We start from the raw sequence: 18,629 nt of genomic DNA on the forward strand, positions 1-18,629 counted from the left end.
GAAAACGCGCTTAGCAGTGCAAAAAAGGATAACGTAAAATTATGCCAGTTGCTTCGTTTGTGTAACAAACCTTGATGCAAGACAATAAATTGCATGGAGGTTCTGTGCTTTTAAACGATTGTCCTTCTCGCTATTTTGTTGTGATAAATTGTCGTTTATTTTGTGTTTTTTTGTAGTAATTCTCTAAATATAAGTTATTAATTAACCTACACTTATAGTTATTTTATTCGATTACTCGCTTCTATAGTTTTGACCAAGTATGACGTGAGATTTGTTGCTCGGAGGCAAAAGTGCAAAAAGTATCATCAGAATCTATTTTTAACCGCTGGGTACTTATTACGTTATTGGTGACTATAGCTGTTGTTTTTGTTGTTGTTTACAAAGTACGTGAAGACAATAAAGTACAGATTAATCAAGCGGCTTTAGATGCATCGAATATTCTTCAACAAGAAGTACAGACTCGTATTCAGCTTTATCAATACGGCTTGCGAGGAGCCAGAGGGGCAATACTAACCACTGGTGAGGATTTGATTACGCGTAAAATTTTCACTTTATACAGCTTAAGCCGTGATGTTGATTTGGAGTTTCCTGGAGCCAGGGGATTTGGCTTTATTCGCCGCATACCCCCATCTGAAGAAAGTGCTTTTGTTGATCGAGCGCGTAAAGACGGCTGGCCGGAGTTTTCTGTTAAGGCATTGAACCCTAATTTTAATGAACGATACGTTATTCAATATATTGAGCCCGTCGATCGAAATCGTCAGGCGGTTGGTTTGGATATTGCCTCTGAAAGAAATCGGCGAGAAGCCGCTGCTTCTGCTTTGTATTCAGGAGAAGTTCGTTTAACTGGCCCAATAACCTTGGTGCAAGCTACAGGAAAGCCTCAACAATCCTTTCTTATTCTTATGCCCATTTATCATGGTGGTAGTACGCCTTTGACTCAAGCAGAGCGCATACAAAAGGGGTTCGGTTGGAGTTATGCACCTCTGCTAATGGAAGAGGTATTGAGGGGGCTGCCAGTAGATGTTGAAAGGCTTCATTATGAACTTTGGGATATCACTGATTTGGACGAGCCTGTTCAGTTCTACGATAGCGGTGTATCTGGCGTGGCTGGTTATGAACAGGTACAAACGAGCGTAGTTTATGGACGTGAGTGGCGTAGTATTCTTAAAGTTACTCCTACCTTTATTGCGTCATTGCGTTTACCCAACCCGTTAGAGTTTTTGTTGATTGGCTTATTAATCAGTTTCTTGCTCACTGTTGTTGTTGCGTTTATGCGTCTTTACATCATACGTAATCGTGAGGTGATAGCGCAGCAGTCTAGAATTTCTGCCGTGGTTGAAAGCTCCGCAGATGGCATCATTAGCACCAATTTGGATGGCTTTATCGTTAGTTGGAATAGCGGTGCAGAACGTATTTTAGGCTTTTCAAAAGAAGAAGCGATAGACAAAAGTGTGGTGGACTTACTCGTTCCTTATGACCTTCGTGGTGAAGAACAAAAGGCTATGATGAAGCTGAAAAAGAGAAAAGAGTCTCAATCTATCGAAACTCGAAGAATTACGAAATCAGGCATTGAAATTCCTGTTTCTTTGACTTTGTCACCCATATTAGACATTGATAAAAATGTGATGGGTGTTTCAAAAAGCATACGGGATATTTCAGAGCGCAAAAAAGCGGAAGCTAAGATCTTTGAGTTGAATAGCAGTTTGGAGCATGAGGTAAAGGCTAGAACGGCAGAGCTGCGTGAGTTGAATTTTTTGCTGAACGATGTACTAAGTGCTTCATCCGAAGTTTCTATTATCGCGACAGATTTGAATGGTGTAATTAAGTTATTTAATAAAGGGGCTGAGCGCATGCTTGGCTACTCGGCTGATGAGGTCGTTGGTAAAGTGACGCCTGTCGGCTTTCATGACGAAATTGAAATCGATAAACAGCGTATTGAAATATTTGATTCTACAGGTGAAACGGTTTCTAACTCCCTAGGTGTACTTATTCACCGAGCCTTACAAGGAGAATTTGAAAGTAAAGAATGGACTTATATACATAAAGACGACAGTAATCGCCCTGTGTCTTTGGTTGTCACACTAATGAAGGATGGTGAGAACAACATTGTTGGGTATCTAATGATGGCGATGGACATCACAGAGCAAAAAAGCAATCAACAGGCATTGATTTATGCCAGAGATCAGCTGCTAATGGCAGCGGAAGTGGCACAGTTAGGTATTTGGAGCTGGGACATAGTTGACGATACATTAGAATGGAATGACCTAATGTTCGATATATATCAATATCCATTATCTAAGAAAAAAGATGGCGTTGTCTATGAGGACTGGGGAAGCCGATTGCACCCAGAAGACAGAGAAATGGCAGTCGAAGCTTTAAAAAGAGCGGTTGATGGAACTGGTTATTATGACATTGTGTTTCGGATTATATTACCTGATGACAGGGTACGCTATATTTCTGCCAGCGCTTCTTTACAGGAAAACCCTGAGGGCAAGAAAACGATTATGATGGGAATCAATCGTGATATCACGGAAGAGCGGGAATTAGAGAGCTGGTTACGTAAAGCTAAAGAAGAGGCTATTGCGGCTAATACCGCTAAATCGAACTTTCTGGCCAATATGAGCCACGAAATACGCACACCTATGAACGCAATTTTGGGTATGCTACACCTTGTAAAACGTACTTCTTTGACGAGTCAGCAAGATGATTATGTTTCTAAAGCACAAATCTCAGCGAAATCATTATTGGGGTTGATCAATGACGTTTTGGATTTCTCTAAAGTCGATGCGGGTAAGTTAGAACTCGAGAAAGCGCCGTTTGAAGTGGAAGCCTTGTTATGTGAGTTATCGACTGTTTTATCTGGAAGTTCGTCAGGTAAAAATGTTGAATTGATTTTTGATATTGATAAAGACATCCCTGCTTTTCTTGTCGGTGATAAATTACGCTTCTTGCAAATCCTAATTAACCTGGTTAGCAATGCTGTGAAGTTTACTTTAGAGGGCTGCGTGGTGTTGAAAATTCAGCAACAACCGGCTGAATCAGGTGTAGCTCGGCTAACGGTGTCTGTGCTGGATACCGGTATTGGCATAGCAAAAGACAAAATAGATTCGATCTTTGATGTATTTTCCCAAGCGGAATCTTCCACTGCACGCCGCTTTGGCGGTTCAGGATTAGGCTTGGTTATTTCTCGTCGCTTTGTCGAATTAATGGGTGGTTCTTTATGTGTAGAGAGCGAATTAGGTAAGGGCAGTCGCTTCTATTTTACGGTTGATTTACCTGTTTCTGATATTAAGCCAGAATTGCCTTCTAACAATATATCAAATCAGCCTTTACGCATTTTAATAGTTGATGAAAATGTTGCGGCGCAAGCAATTTTCACACGCATGGCATTTGGTCTTGGTTGGACTAGTGAAAAAACGGATTCGATGCAGGGTGCTGTTGTTCTGTTGCAAGAGTCGCTTGTCGCTGGAGATAAATATGATGTCATTTTACTAGACACGAAAATATCAGACTTTATGGGGCAAGAAAGTATTAAACAGGTAAACTCAATCTTTCCTGACCTCGAAGATGTGCCAAAAGTCATTTTATTATCTAGCATAATGAATGATCAATCAGATAACGAACTTGATTTTGTTTCTGGGTATTTATTAAAACCTGCGACACTGAGTCAATTGTCAGAAACCGTTTACCAATCTCTTTCAAATGATACATCCTCGGCATCGAATCGTCTTAGTAATAACTATACTGGCAATAATTTAATTGGCGTAAAAATACTATTAGTTGAAGATAATGCTTTTAATAGACAAGTAGCCACAGAGTTATTAGCCGTTGAAGGCGCCATTGTTTCTGTAGAAGAGGGAGGAATAGAAGGTGTTGCAACAGTTCTCAATCAAAATGTAGGGACCTTTGATCTTGTTTTGATGGATATGCAGATGCCCGATGTTGATGGTTTAGAAGCGACGAAGCAAATACGCAAAGATTCGAGGTTCGCATCACTTCCTATTATTGCTATGACAGCCAATGTATCGGAGTCAGATCGCCAAGCCTGTCTTAAAGCGGGGATGAATGACCATATTGGTAAACCTCTAGATATAGATATAATGGTTGCCTGTATTCTCAAACATACTAAAAGACCGAATTCGGTCGTGGCTTCGGAAAGCATTGAAGGCTCTTTAACTGAGAAAAATCCCCCTGTAGTAGAGCTTAGCGATTACGAAGATATTGAATCTATTTTGGGTCGATTTGGTGGCAGTGTAGAGCTTTATAACAGTGTTATTGAAGGCTTTACCCAAGAGTCAGAAGATTTGTTGGAAAAAATAGCTGAAAGCGTTGAAACGAGAGATCGAGTAGCGACCGCAGAGAATCTTCATACTTTAAAAGGGGCTTCTTTAACAATGGGATTACAGCGCTTTGCTAGCCTGGTTTCTATATCCGAAAAAACGCTAAAAACTACTGAAGATAATGAGCTAGTAGAAGCATGCTTATCATCTATTGATGTCAAAGAGTTACGGGCGCAGTTACAAGAAGAGATGACTAATATTTTACAAAAAATTAAGGAATAACGTGAATTGTTGGTGATTTGATCTAAGCTATTTCAATAGATTGATTATTCCACCGAGCTTAATCTTGATAACGCTGGTTTATTGATGAGCAGATTCTAGGAGAGATGAATGTTTAATAGTGACTTGAAGAGTGAACTTAAGGTTATAAAGGAGGAATTGCATTCTCTTTATCAAATAAAAGACAGCTTAGGTCAAGAAATGCTGGTTATTACTTTGGATACCGATGGATTGGTGAAGTCAGTTAATAATAAATTTATCACAGAGCTTGGTTTTTCAAAAGAAGCAATCATTGGACGAAAGTTATCTGATTTAGTGCCTATTTGTTCACGTAAAACAGAGCATTACAAGGCATTCCTGAATGCTATAAAAGAAGTTAAACATTGGGCTGGGGCTCTGGAAATTGAAAAAGAAGATGGCTCTGAATCATGGTTAAGAGCAATTTTTCAACCCATTTTACATGGTGAAACAGGCGAACTAAAAGAATACTCTCTTTATTGTAATAACTTAACACGGACTATTACTAGCTCCCGTGAAGACGAGAATATTATAGCTGCATTGCAACGATCTACTGCGGTAATTGAGTTTGATATGAGTGGGCACATATTAGATGCAAATGAGCTGTTTTTGCGTGGCATGGGTTATAAAATTGATCAAATAAAAGGCCAACATCATAGGATGTTTTGTACTGCTGAAGAGTCTGGTTCTAATGGCTATGCGGAGTTTTGGGCGCGCTTAAATAAAGGTGAATTTGTTGCGGATCGCTTTCAACGCATTGACAGTCTAGGCAATATAGTCTGGCTAGAAGCGTCATATAACCCAATTTCTGATGTGCATGGACGGTTTTACAAAGTAATCAAGTTTGCTACCTTGATCACTGAATTGGTGAATCGTGAATTGGCAGTATCGGAAGCGGCAGATATTGCTTATTCCACTTCACAGCAAACAGACTCTAGTGCTAAGAAAGGCAACCAAGTAGTCAGTGAAACCGTTACCGTGATGCGCCAATTATCTGAGCAGATGGAAGAAGCTGCGCAAGGGATTTCAGAATTGGATACACAGTCGCAATTAGTCGGCTCCATTATTGAGAGTATTCGAGGGATCGCGGATCAGACGAACTTATTAGCTTTAAATGCAGCAATTGAGGCTGCCAGAGCAGGTGAGCAAGGGCGAGGCTTCGCGGTTGTTGCTGATGAAGTTAGACAGTTAGCATCACGTACTAGCTCTGCGACAGAAGAAATTGTTGGTGTGGTTGGAAAGAACCAAGTGCTTGCCGAAAAAGCCGTAGACTTGATTAATAAAGGTAAAGAACAGGCGCAAAAAGGACTGGCGTTATCTAATGAAGCGGGCGAAGTGATCGTCGAAATTCAAGATGGCGCTAAGCGTGTTGTAGATGCGGTAGGTCAGTTTAGCAATAAGCTTTGATTATTGCTTACTGTTTAAAAATCAGTAAGGGCCAACCTCGTCGGTTGGCCCTTTTTAATTACTTGGATAGAGTGTCTAGTGTTTTTAATAGCCAATTTAATTCATTGTCGCCATCAAGACATGCCGCCATCTCTTGTTCATGTTCCATGACTCGTTGACTTATTTTAAGGAAAAACGCTTCCCCATGCTTTGTCATAAAAAGAGCATAGGATCGACGGTCATTAATGGCAGGCCTACGTTCAAGAATGTCCATTTTTTCGAGCTTGTCGACTGCTGCCACCATAGCGGAGCGATCATTGCCTAACGCCTGAGCAACGGCTGTTTGGGTCAGTCCGGGATTACGTTCAACAATGGCGATAATCGCAAACAAGCCTGGACTGATGCCAAGGTCTGAACAGACTTCAGAGAATTTAGTAAAGAAATTCATTTGGGCGCGGCGTAAGCGATAACCAACCAAGTTATTGAGAATACCAAAGTCTACGGATTGGTCTGTTTTTTTTGTGTCGTTAGCCATGAGTGTCTCAGTTCTTAATCGGATAAGCAGGTATTGTAATATAAAAATCAGTTTGGTGTGAGCATAAACTGTTGGAGGGTATATCGAAAAGGCGTAGTTGCAATTTGCACCTACGCCTTTTTATTATCCTATTAAGTGAACTAGCCCAAGGGTAATACTAGGGAAAAGTATAAGTAATGCGACCCTAATAAAGTCAGAGATAAGGAAAGGAATAACGCCTTTGAAGCACTCTTTGAGCTTTAGGGCATCATCGAACGATTTTATAATAAACACGTTCATGCCTACCGGTGGTGTGATTAGCCCCACCTCAACAACGATCAAAGCTAGTATGCCAAACCAAAGCCCTAAATCTGCTTGCGGTATGCCAAAGTCCATCGCCATTATCATTGGGAAGTAAATTGGAATTGTCAGTAAGATCATAGCCAAACTGTCTAAAAAACAGCCCATGACCAAATAGGTAAGCAGCATGCAAACCAATATAGTGTATGGCGATAAACCTGAGTTTTGTATTAGCTCAACACCCAAATCTGGCAATCTAGACAATGCGATAAAGACGCTAAAAAGGTCTGCTCCTAACACAATGAAAAAGATCATCGCGGAGGATACTGCTGTCCGTATTAAGCAAACCAATAGGCCATCCATACGCATTTTGCCATGAGTCAGGGCAAGAATAGCGGTTAAAATGACACCGACGGAAGCGGCTTCTGTTGGAGTGAAGATCCCCATGTAGATACCGCCTAGCACAATCAAGAAAATAGTCGTGATATGCCAAACATCTTTGGTGGACTTGATTTTCTGGGCAAATGTTGTTTTTTCGCCACGAGGACCTGCGTTAGGATAAATTCGTACATAAATTGCAATAGCAAGAATGTAACCCCCAGCGGCTAAAAAGCCTGGCACAAAGGCAGCAATAAACATTTTCGAGATATTTTGTTCAGTAAGTACAGCGAAAATGATCAGCACCATAGAAGGTGGAATCAATATTCCCAGTGTTCCGCCAGCTGCCAACGCACCAGCCGCTAAGCTGCCTGAATATTTAAGGCGCTTCATTTCAGGTAAAGCCACTTTACCCATAGTTGAAGCGGTTGCCAAAGAGGAGCCACAAATAGCACCAAAGGCGGCACAGCCAGCAATCGCAGCCATGGCTATACCGCCACGCTGGCGACCAATCCAAGTATTACAAGTCCGAAAAAGCTCTGCGGTAATGCCTGATCGTGTCGCTAACTCCCCCATTAATAAAAATAGTGGGACAACTGAGAGATCGTAAGTGGAAAATTTCGCAACTGGTGCAGTACCTAGGTATTCTAAAAGAGCAGGTACACCACCAATAAGAGAGTAACCAACAGCACCACAAACTAGCATAGTTAAGGCGATAGGAATACGAACACTCATCAGAACTAGCAGTACAGCCATCATAAAAAAGGCCAGTTCTATATTACTCATGATTACCTCCACACAAGGTGGTAGACAGCTTATAAAGACCGCATAGGCCACAAAGTATCATCGATATAACGCCCACAATAAATGTCCACCAAGTAGGCAATTCAAGAAGCATACTTTGCTCTAAATATTCCTTTGCTTCTAAGCCGCTCAGGCTCATGCGATAGGCAAAAACAAAGGCCACTATGGTGAAAACCACATCACTGAATGTATCTAAAAAACGTAAAGTGCTTGGCTTGCAGTTTGCGGTAAAGAGATCGACGATGACATGACCTTTGCGTAAATAGCATTCAGGTAAAAATAGAAATACGGCCATGGCAAGGCCCATTTCGGTAATTTCATAATCGCCTACTATTGATTGCCCTATGGTTGATCTACCAATAATACTGGCGACGGTTGTCGTCGCCAGTATTAACATGATAAAACCACCCGCTAGCGCAAATAGTGTCGATAAACGACCTAGATAAGATCGGTGTATATCTGCATTAAATTTGATCATGCTAACTTATCCGATTCGCTGGCTTATAAGTCTTCGTATTTTTTGATAAGAGCTCTCGTTTTATCAAGAAGACGTTGTCCTTCGTAGCCATCGTCATTCATGTCTTCAACCCATTTATCGACTACAGGCGCCATGGCATCTTCCCAGCGCTGATGTTCCGCACCTTCGATATAATCAAAAGTATTGCCACGTTCTACTGCAAACTTACGTGCAAACACTTCATAAGTATCAAATCGCTCACCAATGTGGCCTGCTAATGCTACGCCTGAATTGTTATCGATAATTTTCTGTAGGTCAGCGGGCATGCTGTTATATACCTTTTTATTCATCGTAAAGGCAAAGGTATTTGAATATAAGCCTTTGCCTTTAAATTCAGTATGGTGTCCAACTAGTTCATGAATTTTCATCGGTAGAACCACTTCATATGGCAATACAGCTACGTCAATTACACCTTTAGAAAGCGCACTTGGCATTTCTGGGACAGGTAAAAAGACGGTATTAACACCAATTGCATCGAATGCTTCAGACATGTATTTATTTGGAGCACGAACTTTTAAGCCTTCTAAGTCTTCTATACTTTTGACTCTTTTATCACGTGAATGAAGTGAGCCGGGAGTGTGTGTATGAAGAGCCAACAGATGAACATCTTTTAGTTCATCTTGCATTTCAGTTTCAGCATATTCCTGTAAAGCCATACTAGTCGCTTTAGCAGAGCCTGGGATAAATGGCAGTTCAAAAGACGTCATTTTCGGGAAACGCCCAGGGGTATAACCTGCAACAGTCCAAGAGATATCGACGATGCCTTTACGTGTTTGGTCAAAAAGTTGGGCTGGCTTACCGCCTAATTGCATAGCGGGGTAAATGTCAATTTTAATGCGACCATTGGATTCCTCTTCTACTTTTTTCGCCCAAGGAGCCAAAAAATTACTGTGTGCATTTGAAGCAGGAGGAAGCATATGGTGCAGTTTTAGCGTGTATTCAGCATCGGCGGCTAGAGCGTTGATAGACATCATAGAGCTCATCATAAACGCTAGGCTTGTCAGTTGGATTTTTTTCATTTTGTTCACCTTATATTTGTTTTTGTTATGCAGTGCTTTTAACTATCAGATGACTTGATCAGGATGCTCCATCATTCTCGCTGATTTGCTGTCGTTTATCGCTTTCTTGGTATCTTCACTCAAGAATAAACTAGTTTTGACATAAATAGTTGTGCTTTTCAACGATCCCACTTATAGAATTTTCACTCAAGGTATTCAAAAAAAGTAACGCCAATACAAAGTGTTTGTAATAAAAATAGTTGTGGTGTACAACATTAATTATTCTTGGCTAAGTAATATCAACAAAATAAAGCCCAACTTACTAAATAATTATAAAAGACATGTGAGGGTAAAAAATGAGCAAGGTTATTTCTCTAGCGCAAGCTGCTGACTTAATTCCAGATGGTGCCAACGTCGCTTGGTCTACCGTAGGAATGTCCTATTTTGCAGAAGCGATCGCCAAAGCTGTTGAGCAGCGTTTTGAAAAAACAGGTCATCCACAGCAATTAACGCTTATTCATGACTGTGGTTGTGGTGATGGTAGAGATGCAGGCATGTCACATATGGCGCATCCAAATTTGGTGAAGCGTTTGATTTCTGGTCACACAGGTCAAGCACCAAAGATGGCGCAAATGATCACAGATAATGTGATTGAGGCTTATCTTCTTCCTCAAGGTGTATTAACCACCATGTGGCGTCAAATTGCAGGAAACAAGCCAGGTGTGATTACCAAAGTTGGCATGGGGACCTACGTTGATCCTTTGATTAGTGGTGGTAAAGTGACATCTATAACCACTGAAGATCTAGTGAAACGCATCGATATTGAAGACGAAGAGTGGCTGCTTTATAAAAAATTCCCATTAGATGTGGTGGTTATCCGTGCCACTACGGCCGATGAAAATGGCAACTTGTCTGTAGAAGAAGAAGCCATGTTGGCGGAAATTTTGCCAATGGCGCAGGCAGCGAAAAACAGCGGTGGTATCGTTATTGCGCAAGTAAAATACATTGCTGAACGTCATTCTATCCACCCTAAAGAAGTCAAAGTACCCGGCGTATTAGTGGATTACGTTACCGTCGCGCCGGCCGAAGATCACAAGCAAACCATCACAACAACCTACAACCCAGGTTTAGCCGGTAACTCACGTGTACCGTTAAACGCTTTGCCACCTATGCCGTTCAGCGACCGCAAAGTCATTGCCCGTCGTGCTGCTATGGAGCTGAAAGCTAATGTCATGGTGAACCTTGGTATCGGTATGCCAGACGGGGTAGCTGCGATTGCGGCAGAAGAAAAAGTCTCTCATTTATTCACCCTAACAACCGAGCTTGGTACTTACGGCGGTATTCCTGCGTCTGGCGGTGATTTTGGCGCGGCATGGAATGCGGACGCGATTATAGAACATGAAGCTCAGTTCGATTTTTATGACGGCGGCGGTTTGGATATTGCCTTCTTAGGACTGGCTCAAGCGGATAAAAATGGCAATTTAAACGTCAGCAAGTTTGGCCCTAAAGTGGTTGGGCCTGGTGGTTTTATTAATATTTCCCAGAGCGCGAAGAAAGTGGTTTTCTGCGGCACCTTGGTGAATGGCGCTAAGCTTGGCTTTGAAAACGGTCAGATGAAAGTGTTGGAAGAAGGCAAGGTGCAGAAATTCGTAGAAGCGGTTGATCACATTACGTTTAGTGGTGCAGTGGCGCAAGAGAATCATCAACCAGTTGTGTTTGTCACAGAACGTTGTGTGTTAGAGCTGCGCCAAGAAGGCATGGTTCTAACCGAAATTGCGCCGGGATTGGATTTAGAAAAAGACGTGCTAAGTGTGATGGCGTTTCGTCCAATCATCGCCGATGACCTTAAAAATATGCCGGTAGAAATCTTTGCTGAGCAATGGGGCGGTTTGGGCGACATCATGGCAGCGGCTAACCAAGAGTAAAAATAACAAGAATAAATAAGCGAGAACACTTTATGTCTATCAAGAATGTAGAAATTCCTTACGGCGCTTACTGGAGTACGCCGTTTACCAAATGGCAAGGTTCATTGCAGCATCTGCACTCGATGAAATTTGCAGCTCATGTCGCAAAGTCCGAATTGGCGAAACGTAATATCGATCCAAAGGTATTCGATTCAGGCGTATTGGGCATGACGGTTAATCAGTATCAATCTTTTAACGGCGCACCTTGGCCTTTGTATGATATTGGTGCGGTAAACACAGCAGGTCATGCGGTTAACCAAGTTTGTGCGACCAGTGCTCGTGGTTTGTTTGCTGCTGCGTCGGAAATCGTCTGTGGCATGGCGAATATCTCTCTCTTGATGACGGCAGATCGCTGTTCAAATGGCCCGCATATTTATTATCCAAATGCGAAAGGTCCAGCCGGTGCATCGGAAGACCAAGTAACTTATAACATGATGAACGATTGTGTTGGCGGCCATTCGATGATGCAAACGGGTGAAAACGTTGCCAAACGTTTTGATATTACTCGTGAAGAATTGGATTTAGTCACTTACCGTCGTTATGAGCAGTACCAAGATGCGCTAAAAGACGATCAAGCTTTTCAAAAGCGTTATATGACACTGCCTTTTTCCGTACCAACGGCCAACTTTAAGAAAGAAGATAAAATCATTACGGGTGACGAAGGGGTTTTTCCAACGACACTAGAAGGTCTGCAAAAACTGAAGCCGATTCAAGAAGGTGGTGTGATTACTTTTGGTAACCAAACCCATCCTGCTGACGGTAATGCTTCAGCGATTCTTTGTCGTTCTGAAGAGGTTGCTTCGCTCACTTCTCGCCCTGAAATTAAAGTCGAAGTACTAGGTTTTGGCCAAGCTCGCGATGACCTTGCTTACATGCCAGCGGCACCAATAGAAGCAGCGAAACGTGCTCTAGCTGTAGCGGGGGTCGATATTAAACAAGTGAAAGCGATTAAAACACACAATCCGTTTGCGGTTAATGATGTGGCTTTTGCGAAAGCCATGAACATTGATGTGATGACCATGAACAACTACGGCTGCTCATTGATTTGGGGTCACCCACAAGGACCAACGGGTATGCGTGCCATTATTGAGCTTATTGAAGAGTTGGTTATCAATGGCGGCGGTTATGGTTTGTTCACTGGTTGTGCAGCGGGTGATACCGGCATGGCTGTGGTTATCAAGGTTTCAGATCGCTAAACGGCACGACTACTTCGCTCGTAACGTCGTGCATTTGTTAAGGGATTTGCCCCCTTTAACTTCAATAAAATTTTAAAGGTAATCCAAGATGACATATCAATTTATTAATTATTCCGTAGAAAATGGCGTGGCGCATTTGCAGCTTAATCGCCCAGAAAAGAAAAATGCCATCAATGACAGCTTATGTCTTGAGATTGAACACGTGTTTTTGAATTTAACCGATGACGTGAATGTCATTGTGTTTTCAGGTAGCGGCCCGGAATTTTGCTCTGGTCTGGATTTGCAAGAGCACAAAGCCCGTGAGCCATTTGAAGTGGTGAAGCACTCTAATATGTGGCACCGCGTGTTTGGCCATATTAGTGATTCAGGCATTCCTGTCGTAGCTGCTATGCATGGCGCGGTGATTGGCGGCGGTTTGGAATTGGCGATTTGTGCCCATGTTCGTGTCAGTGAAGAAAATACCTTTTACCGTCTGCCTGAGGGTAAACATGGCATCTTTGTTGGCGGTGGCGCATCGGTAAATGTATCCAATGTGATTGGTGCCAGCCGCATGACAGAAATGATGCTGACGGGGCGTGATGTAAGAGCCGAAGAAGGTTTGCGTATTGGCTTGGCACATTATGTTGTTGGTAATGGTGAAGCCTTGGCAAAAGCCTTTGAAATCGCAGAAGGCATCGGCAAAAACTCGAAATACTCCAACTGGGCCATGACCACAGGTCTGAGCCGTATTAGCAATATGTCGGCACAAGATGGTCTGTACACTGAATCATTGATTTGTGGCATTACGCAAACCAGCGATGAAGTAAAAGCGCGTATTGATGCGTTTTTGAATCGTAAAAAAAGCTAAGAAGTTTTGCCTTTGGTAATGCATACCATGAATCTTGATATTTAATTCACTTGCGCCTGTTTCGCAAGCTCAACGCGTCAGCGTGAATCAAATACCAAGGTTCTTTTTATCAAAGAACAAGGAAAAGACTGAGTAAATCTGCCCTTTGTCATAAAAATAACAGCAAGGTAAGGAGTATTTAGATGCAAATTCAAGACAAACATTTTGTGGTGACAGGTTCAGCTTCGGGTATTGGCGAGGCGGTTGCCCGTCGTCTACATGGTTTAGGAGCAAAAGTGACTCTAGCCGATGTGAATGAAGAAGGTTTAGCACGCGTTAAATCTGATTTAGGTGAGCGCGTACAAGGGTGCGTGACAGACATCGTGGATGAGAATTCGGTACAAGGTGCGATTGATCAAGCTGTTGAAGCCTTTGGTCCTATTAGTGGTTTAGTGAACTGCGCAGGTATTCCAGGCGCAGAGCGTATTGTCGGTCGTGAAGGGCCACATCGCTTGGCATCATTTCAACGTGCGGTATCAGTTAACTTAATTGGTACTTTTAATATGATTCGTTTGGTTGCAGACAAAATGCAGCATAACGAGCAAGAAGCCAATTTAGAGCGCGGCGTGATTATCAACACAGCATCTGTAGCGGCGTTTGACGGTCAAATTGGGCAAGCAGGTTATGCGGCTTCCAAAGGTGGTGTGTGCGCCATGACTTTGCCAATTGCTCGTGAATTAGCACGCTTTGGTATTCGAGTGATGACCATAGCTCCGGGATTATTTAAAACGCCAATGATGGATGTTTTGCCGGAAGAAGTGCAGAAATCTTTGGGCGAATCTGTGCCATTTCCACCGCGTCTTGGTGAGCCTGATGAATACGCGTCTTTGGCACAACACATCATCGAAAATGGCATGCTGAATGGCGAAGTGATTCGTCTTGACGGTGCGATTCGTATGGCTGCGAAGTAATACGGAGTTGATGATGAACTATCAAGCTCCTTACAAAGATATGCAGTTGCTGGTGGCACAAGCCTATCAACAGCAAGGCCTGGCTGGCGTTGAATCGTTAGACGGTTTTGACCCAGAGTTGGCCAATGCGGTGATGGAAGAGGCGGCGAAATTTGCTGCTGGAGTAATCGCACCACTGAACCAAGTGGGTGATGTACAAGGTTGCCGCTTTCAGGACGGCAATGTGATTACACCAGATGGTTGGCGAGATGCGTATAAGCAATTTGCTGAATCTGGCTGGATCGGCTTGGCCTTGCCTGAGGAGTTTGGTGGTCAAGGTCTGCCAAAGTATATAGCGCAGCCTGTTAATGAAATGTGGTTGTCAGCGAATTTGGCCTTTGTGATGTTTCAAGCCTTAGCGCAAGGTGGCTCTGAAATTCTATTGAATTTTGCCAAGGAATCTATTCAAAGCCGTTATTTACCAAAAATTGTCAGCGGTGAATGGACCGTGGCGATGGCGCTAACGGAACCAAATGCGGGGTCGGATTTAGGGGCATTGAATACTAAGGCGATTCCACAGGCTGACGGCACTTATAAAATCAAAGGTCAGAAAATTTACATCACTTACGGTGATCATGATCTTACTGACAATATTGCCCATTTAGTGCTGGCTAGAACGCCAGACGCGCCAGCAGGCAGTCGCGGTATTTCACTATTTATCGTACCTAAACATCGTGTTGCTGATGATGGTGTATTAGGAGAGTTTAACGATATTCGCTGTACCGGTATTGAACACAAAATGGGGCTTCATGGTAGCCCAACGTGTTCTATTAGTTACGGTGATCAAGATGGTTGTATTGGTGAATTAGTCGGTGAGTTGAATCAAGGTCTAATGGCGATGTTCGTCTTGATGAATGAGGCCCGATTGAGTTGTGGTCTGCAAGGTGTTGCTTTGGGCGAACTTGGTTATCAGTGTGCATTGGAGTATGCCCAAGAGCGAATTCAAGGTACGAATAGTCAAGGCGAAAAAGTGGCCATTGTTGAACATGCCGATGTGAAACGCATGTTGTTAGAAATGCGTTCGGAAACCTTTGCATTACGTGCTTTGGGTTATCAGATTGCTGCGCAAATTGATGCGACCGAAGCGGCAGACAATCAAGAAGAAACGAATCAATCAAAAAAAGATCGAGTCGCTTTGCTGACGCCGATTTTTAAAGCCTTTTCGACTGAGCGTGCCAATGTGATGGCAGGCCAAGTGATTCAGGTATTTGGTGGTATGGGCTTTGTAGAAGAAACCGGTGTTGCTCAAATTATGCGTGATGCAAGGGTTACAACGATTTATGAAGGCACCACGGGTATTCAAGCGCGAGACTTGATGTTTAGAAAAGTACGTGGCGATCAAGGTAAAGCATTGACTGAGTTATTAGCAGAAATAACCCAGTTGGTTCAGCCTTTTGAGTCTGATGATGTGTTTGCCTCTATGGTGAAAGAAACGCACCAGGTGCTTACTAAGGTGGCGTCATTGTTGGATTCACATTTACTGAATCCTGATGCAGATCATGACGGTTTGCTAGCCGTGTCTGTGCCTTTCTTGGACGCCATGGGCATCCTATCTTGCACATGGCAGATATTTAATGTGCTGGCCTATCAGCAAGCACAAGAGACAGTTGATGAGTCGTATATGCAGAATATTAATGCGCTAGCCGCAATTTATGGTGCTTATCGTTTGCCCTCTGCTATGGCGGCTTTGAAGGTCGTTGAAAATGCTGGGTTAGGTCTTGGCAAATATAAATTTTGAAGCAGGCCAGTTAGGTCTGAAGTCGAGATAAAAATAACAATTCGGCAGTGGTTAATAAACCACTCCCTAAAACTCTAGCCATAAAAATAATCAAAATGTCCTCTAAGGGCAAAAGATGAGAGTGGGAGCAAAAAATGAAAGGTGAATTCCATCCAATTAAGGTTGTGGCACATCCTATCCACATTGAAAATCGTGAAGGCGGAGTGCAAGTCATCAATAGCCAAAAAGCGCTGGATGAGTATGCTCGTTGCTGGACTGATCAGCTTGAATACTGGGCTGATAAAACCCCCGATCGAATATTTGTTGCGCAGCGTGATGAGCAAGGTGACTGGCAGGAAGTTACCTACTCACAAGCGGTAGCCCGAGTACGAAAAATAGCATCTTGGTTAATCACTCAGCCAGTTTCTGCTGAGCGTCCCATCGTTTTTTTATGTGGCAACAGCGTTGAGCATTTGATGCTTGCTTTGGCTGGTATGTATGTGGGTGTGGCTCATTCTCCTTTGTCGCCTGCTTATTCTCTTATCGCGACGGATTATTCTAAGCTGCAAGGTATTGTGGATATTTTGACACCCGGCATGATTGTGGTGGATGAGTTGGCACCTTATGAAAAGGCAATTAAAGCGGTTTGCCAAGATACGGAAATTCCCGTAGTGGTGATCAAAGGGGATACCAAGGCACAACAAATTGACAATCCAATTGTGGCTTTTCAATCCTTTTGGGACTTTCCTGAGTCGGCTTTGATTGATGAAATGAACGAGCAAGTGAATGGCGATACGATTGCCAAAGTGCTTTTCACCTCTGGTACCACAGGTATGCCAAAAGGCGTTATCAATACTCAGCGTATGATTTGCGCCAATCAGGTGATGATTCATCAAGTAATGCAGTTCTTGCAAGATCAGCCGCCTATTATGGTTGATTGGCTACCTTGGAACCATACTTTTGGCGGTAACCATAATATTGGTATCGCTTTGTATAACGGCGGTAGTTTGTATCTTGATGATGGCAAGCCAACTGAAAAACTGTTCGCTAAGACATTGCAGAATTTGGCGGAGATATCTCCAACCGTGTATTTCAATGTGCCAAAAGGTTTTGAGTTATTAGTGAAAAATTTGAAAGCGGACAGTGAGTTAGCTGAGAAGTTTTTTGCGCGCTTACAGTTTACCTTCTTTGCCGCTGCAGGTTTGGCTCAGCATATTTGGGATGATTTGGATGCGCTGGCGATTCAATATACTGGCAAGAAAATCCCTATGGTCACTGGGCTAGGCTGTACCGAAACAGCGCCGTCAGCGACGTTTGCTTCTGTTGAAGAATCAACTTCTGGTGTTATTGGTGTTCCTGCGCCAGGTGTGTCTATCAAGCTTGTTCCAAACGAAGGTAAGTTAGAAGCGCGTGTGAAAGCTGAAACTGTGATGCCGGGTTACTGGCGTCAACCAGAATTGACCGCAAAAGCGTTTGATGAAGAAGGCTATTATTGCTTAGGCGATGCGATAGCATATCTTGATGAAAATGAACCGCAGCGAGGCTTCCGTTTTGACGGGCGTGTATCGGAAGACTTTAAACTCGATAGTGGTACTTGGGTCAGTGCAGGTACATTGCGTGCTAAATTTATCAGTGCCTTTGCGCCATTTGTTCAGGATGTTGTTTTGTGTGGCACAAACCGTGGTTATATCACAGCGCTCATTTTCCCAGACTGGGCTCATTGTCAGGCGATTTTGCCTCATGACTTGGTGGAGACGAACGAGCAAGTTATTGCACACTCAGCAGTACGTGATGCTTTTCAGCAGAAGTTAAGTGACTTTGCTAAAAACAGCACTGGTAGTTCGACAGTGGTTCAACGTATTTTGTTGCAAGCTGTGCCACCTAGTATTGATGCAAATGAAATTACTGATAAAGGTTCGTTGAATCAGCGCGCAGTGCAAGCTCACCGTGAAGATCAAATTGAGCTTTTGTATCAAGAGCCTCTTTCTGATTTGGTTATCAGTTTATAAGGAAGAGCGTCATGTTTAACAATGAGCGCCAAGTACAAATTGAGTGGGGTGACTGCGACCCCGCCGATATTGTTTTTTATCCGCGTTATTTTGCCTATTTTGATGCGTCAACGGGGGCTTTATTTGAGGCAATGGGCGTTTCGCTTAGATATATTCGCGATGTATTAAAGACCGTTGGTTTTCCAATGGTTGATACGCGCTCTCAATTTTTTAAACCTTCTAAGTATGGTGACAAGGTTACTATTAAAAGTGAGTTTACTGAGGTTGGTCGTGCCAGCTTTGGGATTCGTCATCAGCTTTTTAATGATGGTGACTTAGCGGTCGAATGCACGGAAAAACGTGTCTGGGCCTGTCTAAATGCAGAAGGTGATCTTAAAGCTAAGACAATTCCAGATGACATTCGAGCAAAAATGTTGAGTCATGGTTAAACAGA

13 protein-coding genes are annotated in these 18,629 nt (G+C 42.9%); 9 read left to right on the forward strand and 4 right to left on the reverse strand.

Going from position 1 to position 18,629, the window contains the following annotated elements; all coding sequences use genetic code 11:
• Positions 1-290: 290 nt before the first annotated feature.
• Together JSY38_RS15800 and JSY38_RS15805 are read left to right on the forward strand one after the other, a co-directional pair.
• A complete protein-coding gene (locus tag JSY38_RS15800) occupies positions 291-4,562 on the forward strand; it encodes a PAS domain-containing hybrid sensor histidine kinase/response regulator (RefSeq protein WP_205114094.1) in 4,272 nt (1,423 codons plus the stop codon).
• Positions 4,563-4,670: 108 nt separating this feature from the next.
• The gene (locus tag JSY38_RS15805) at positions 4,671-5,984 is read left to right on the forward strand and encodes a methyl-accepting chemotaxis protein (protein WP_114411894.1); all 1,314 of its coding nucleotides are present in this window, start codon (positions 4,671-4,673) and stop codon (positions 5,982-5,984) included.
• Positions 5,985-6,042: 58 nt separating this feature from the next.
• Here the strand turns inward: JSY38_RS15805 and JSY38_RS15810 are convergent, their stop codons facing one another.
• From JSY38_RS15810 to JSY38_RS15825, 4 genes are all read right to left on the reverse strand, one after another.
• Complete coding sequence (locus JSY38_RS15810; protein WP_205114096.1) at positions 6,043-6,498, reverse strand: MarR family winged helix-turn-helix transcriptional regulator; 456 nt, start codon at positions 6,496-6,498, stop codon at positions 6,043-6,045.
• Between the two features lie 123 nt (positions 6,499-6,621).
• Positions 6,622-7,941, reverse strand: coding sequence for a TRAP transporter large permease (locus JSY38_RS15815; RefSeq protein WP_114411896.1), 1,320 nt, complete (start codon positions 7,939-7,941; stop codon positions 6,622-6,624).
• A complete protein-coding gene (locus JSY38_RS15820; protein ID WP_114411897.1) occupies positions 7,934-8,437 on the reverse strand; it encodes a TRAP transporter small permease in 504 nt (167 codons plus the stop codon). The genes JSY38_RS15815 and JSY38_RS15820 overlap by 8 nt, the downstream gene beginning before the upstream one ends.
• Before the next feature lie 23 nt (positions 8,438-8,460).
• Positions 8,461-9,495 carry a TRAP transporter substrate-binding protein gene (locus JSY38_RS15825; protein WP_205114098.1) on the reverse strand — a complete coding sequence of 345 codons (1,035 nt, stop codon included), beginning with the start codon at positions 9,493-9,495 and terminating at the stop codon, positions 8,461-8,463.
• 335 nt (positions 9,496-9,830) lie between these two features.
• Here JSY38_RS15825 and JSY38_RS15830 point away from each other — a divergent pair, with 335 nt between their 5' ends.
• The 7 genes from JSY38_RS15830 to JSY38_RS15860 all read left to right on the forward strand — a co-directional run bounded on the left by JSY38_RS15830 (position 9,831) and on the right by JSY38_RS15860 (position 18,624).
• Positions 9,831-11,399, forward strand: a complete 1,569-nt coding sequence (locus JSY38_RS15830; RefSeq protein ID WP_205114100.1) for an acyl CoA:acetate/3-ketoacid CoA transferase — start codon at positions 9,831-9,833, stop codon at positions 11,397-11,399.
• 32 nt (positions 11,400-11,431) lie between these two features.
• A complete protein-coding gene (locus JSY38_RS15835; RefSeq protein ID WP_205114102.1) occupies positions 11,432-12,634 on the forward strand; it encodes a thiolase family protein in 1,203 nt (400 codons plus the stop codon).
• A gap of 88 nt (positions 12,635-12,722) precedes the next feature.
• The gene (locus tag JSY38_RS15840) at positions 12,723-13,481 is read left to right on the forward strand and encodes a crotonase/enoyl-CoA hydratase family protein (protein ID WP_114411901.1); all 759 of its coding nucleotides are present in this window, start codon (positions 12,723-12,725) and stop codon (positions 13,479-13,481) included.
• Between the two features lie 182 nt (positions 13,482-13,663).
• Positions 13,664-14,431, forward strand: coding sequence for a 3-hydroxyacyl-CoA dehydrogenase (locus tag JSY38_RS15845; RefSeq protein WP_205114104.1), 768 nt, complete (start codon positions 13,664-13,666; stop codon positions 14,429-14,431).
• A gap of 13 nt (positions 14,432-14,444) precedes the next feature.
• Entirely contained in the window at positions 14,445-16,208 is a 1,764-nt protein-coding gene (locus JSY38_RS15850; RefSeq protein WP_205114106.1) for an acyl-CoA dehydrogenase family protein, read from the forward strand.
• A gap of 134 nt (positions 16,209-16,342) precedes the next feature.
• Positions 16,343-18,196, forward strand: a complete 1,854-nt coding sequence (locus JSY38_RS15855; RefSeq protein ID WP_205114108.1) for a feruloyl-CoA synthase — start codon at positions 16,343-16,345, stop codon at positions 18,194-18,196.
• 11 nt (positions 18,197-18,207) lie between these two features.
• A complete protein-coding gene (locus JSY38_RS15860; RefSeq protein WP_205114110.1) occupies positions 18,208-18,624 on the forward strand; it encodes an acyl-CoA thioesterase in 417 nt (138 codons plus the stop codon).
• Positions 18,625-18,629 lie beyond the last annotated feature (5 nt).

This window comes from Marinomonas foliarum, from assembly GCF_016906065.1.
Lineage (GTDB): Bacteria > Pseudomonadota > Gammaproteobacteria > Pseudomonadales > Marinomonadaceae > Marinomonas > Marinomonas foliarum.

Bases quoted from the DNA above. Each gene is read 5' to 3' on its own strand.
- JSY38_RS15855 (WP_205114108.1), top strand. From the start codon at position 16,343: ATGAAAGGTGAATTCCATCCAATTAAGGTTGTGGCACATCCTATCCAC.
- JSY38_RS15860 (WP_205114110.1), top strand. From the start codon at position 18,208: ATGTTTAACAATGAGCGCCAAGTACAAATTGAGTGGGGTGACTGCGAC.
- JSY38_RS15835 (WP_205114102.1), top strand. From the start codon at position 11,432: ATGTCTATCAAGAATGTAGAAATTCCTTACGGCGCTTACTGGAGTACG.
- JSY38_RS15830 (WP_205114100.1), top strand. From the start codon at position 9,831: ATGAGCAAGGTTATTTCTCTAGCGCAAGCTGCTGACTTAATTCCAGAT.
- JSY38_RS15810 (WP_205114096.1), bottom strand. From the start codon at position 6,498: ATGGCTAACGACACAAAAAAAACAGACCAATCCGTAGACTTTGGTATT.
- JSY38_RS15850 (WP_205114106.1), top strand. From the start codon at position 14,445: ATGAACTATCAAGCTCCTTACAAAGATATGCAGTTGCTGGTGGCACAA.
- JSY38_RS15840 (WP_114411901.1), top strand. From the start codon at position 12,723: ATGACATATCAATTTATTAATTATTCCGTAGAAAATGGCGTGGCGCAT.
- JSY38_RS15820 (WP_114411897.1), bottom strand. From the start codon at position 8,437: ATGATCAAATTTAATGCAGATATACACCGATCTTATCTAGGTCGTTTA.
- JSY38_RS15845 (WP_205114104.1), top strand. From the start codon at position 13,664: ATGCAAATTCAAGACAAACATTTTGTGGTGACAGGTTCAGCTTCGGGT.
- JSY38_RS15825 (WP_205114098.1), bottom strand. From the start codon at position 9,495: ATGAAAAAAATCCAACTGACAAGCCTAGCGTTTATGATGAGCTCTATG.
- JSY38_RS15815 (WP_114411896.1), bottom strand. From the start codon at position 7,941: ATGAGTAATATAGAACTGGCCTTTTTTATGATGGCTGTACTGCTAGTT.
- JSY38_RS15805 (WP_114411894.1), top strand. From the start codon at position 4,671: ATGTTTAATAGTGACTTGAAGAGTGAACTTAAGGTTATAAAGGAGGAA.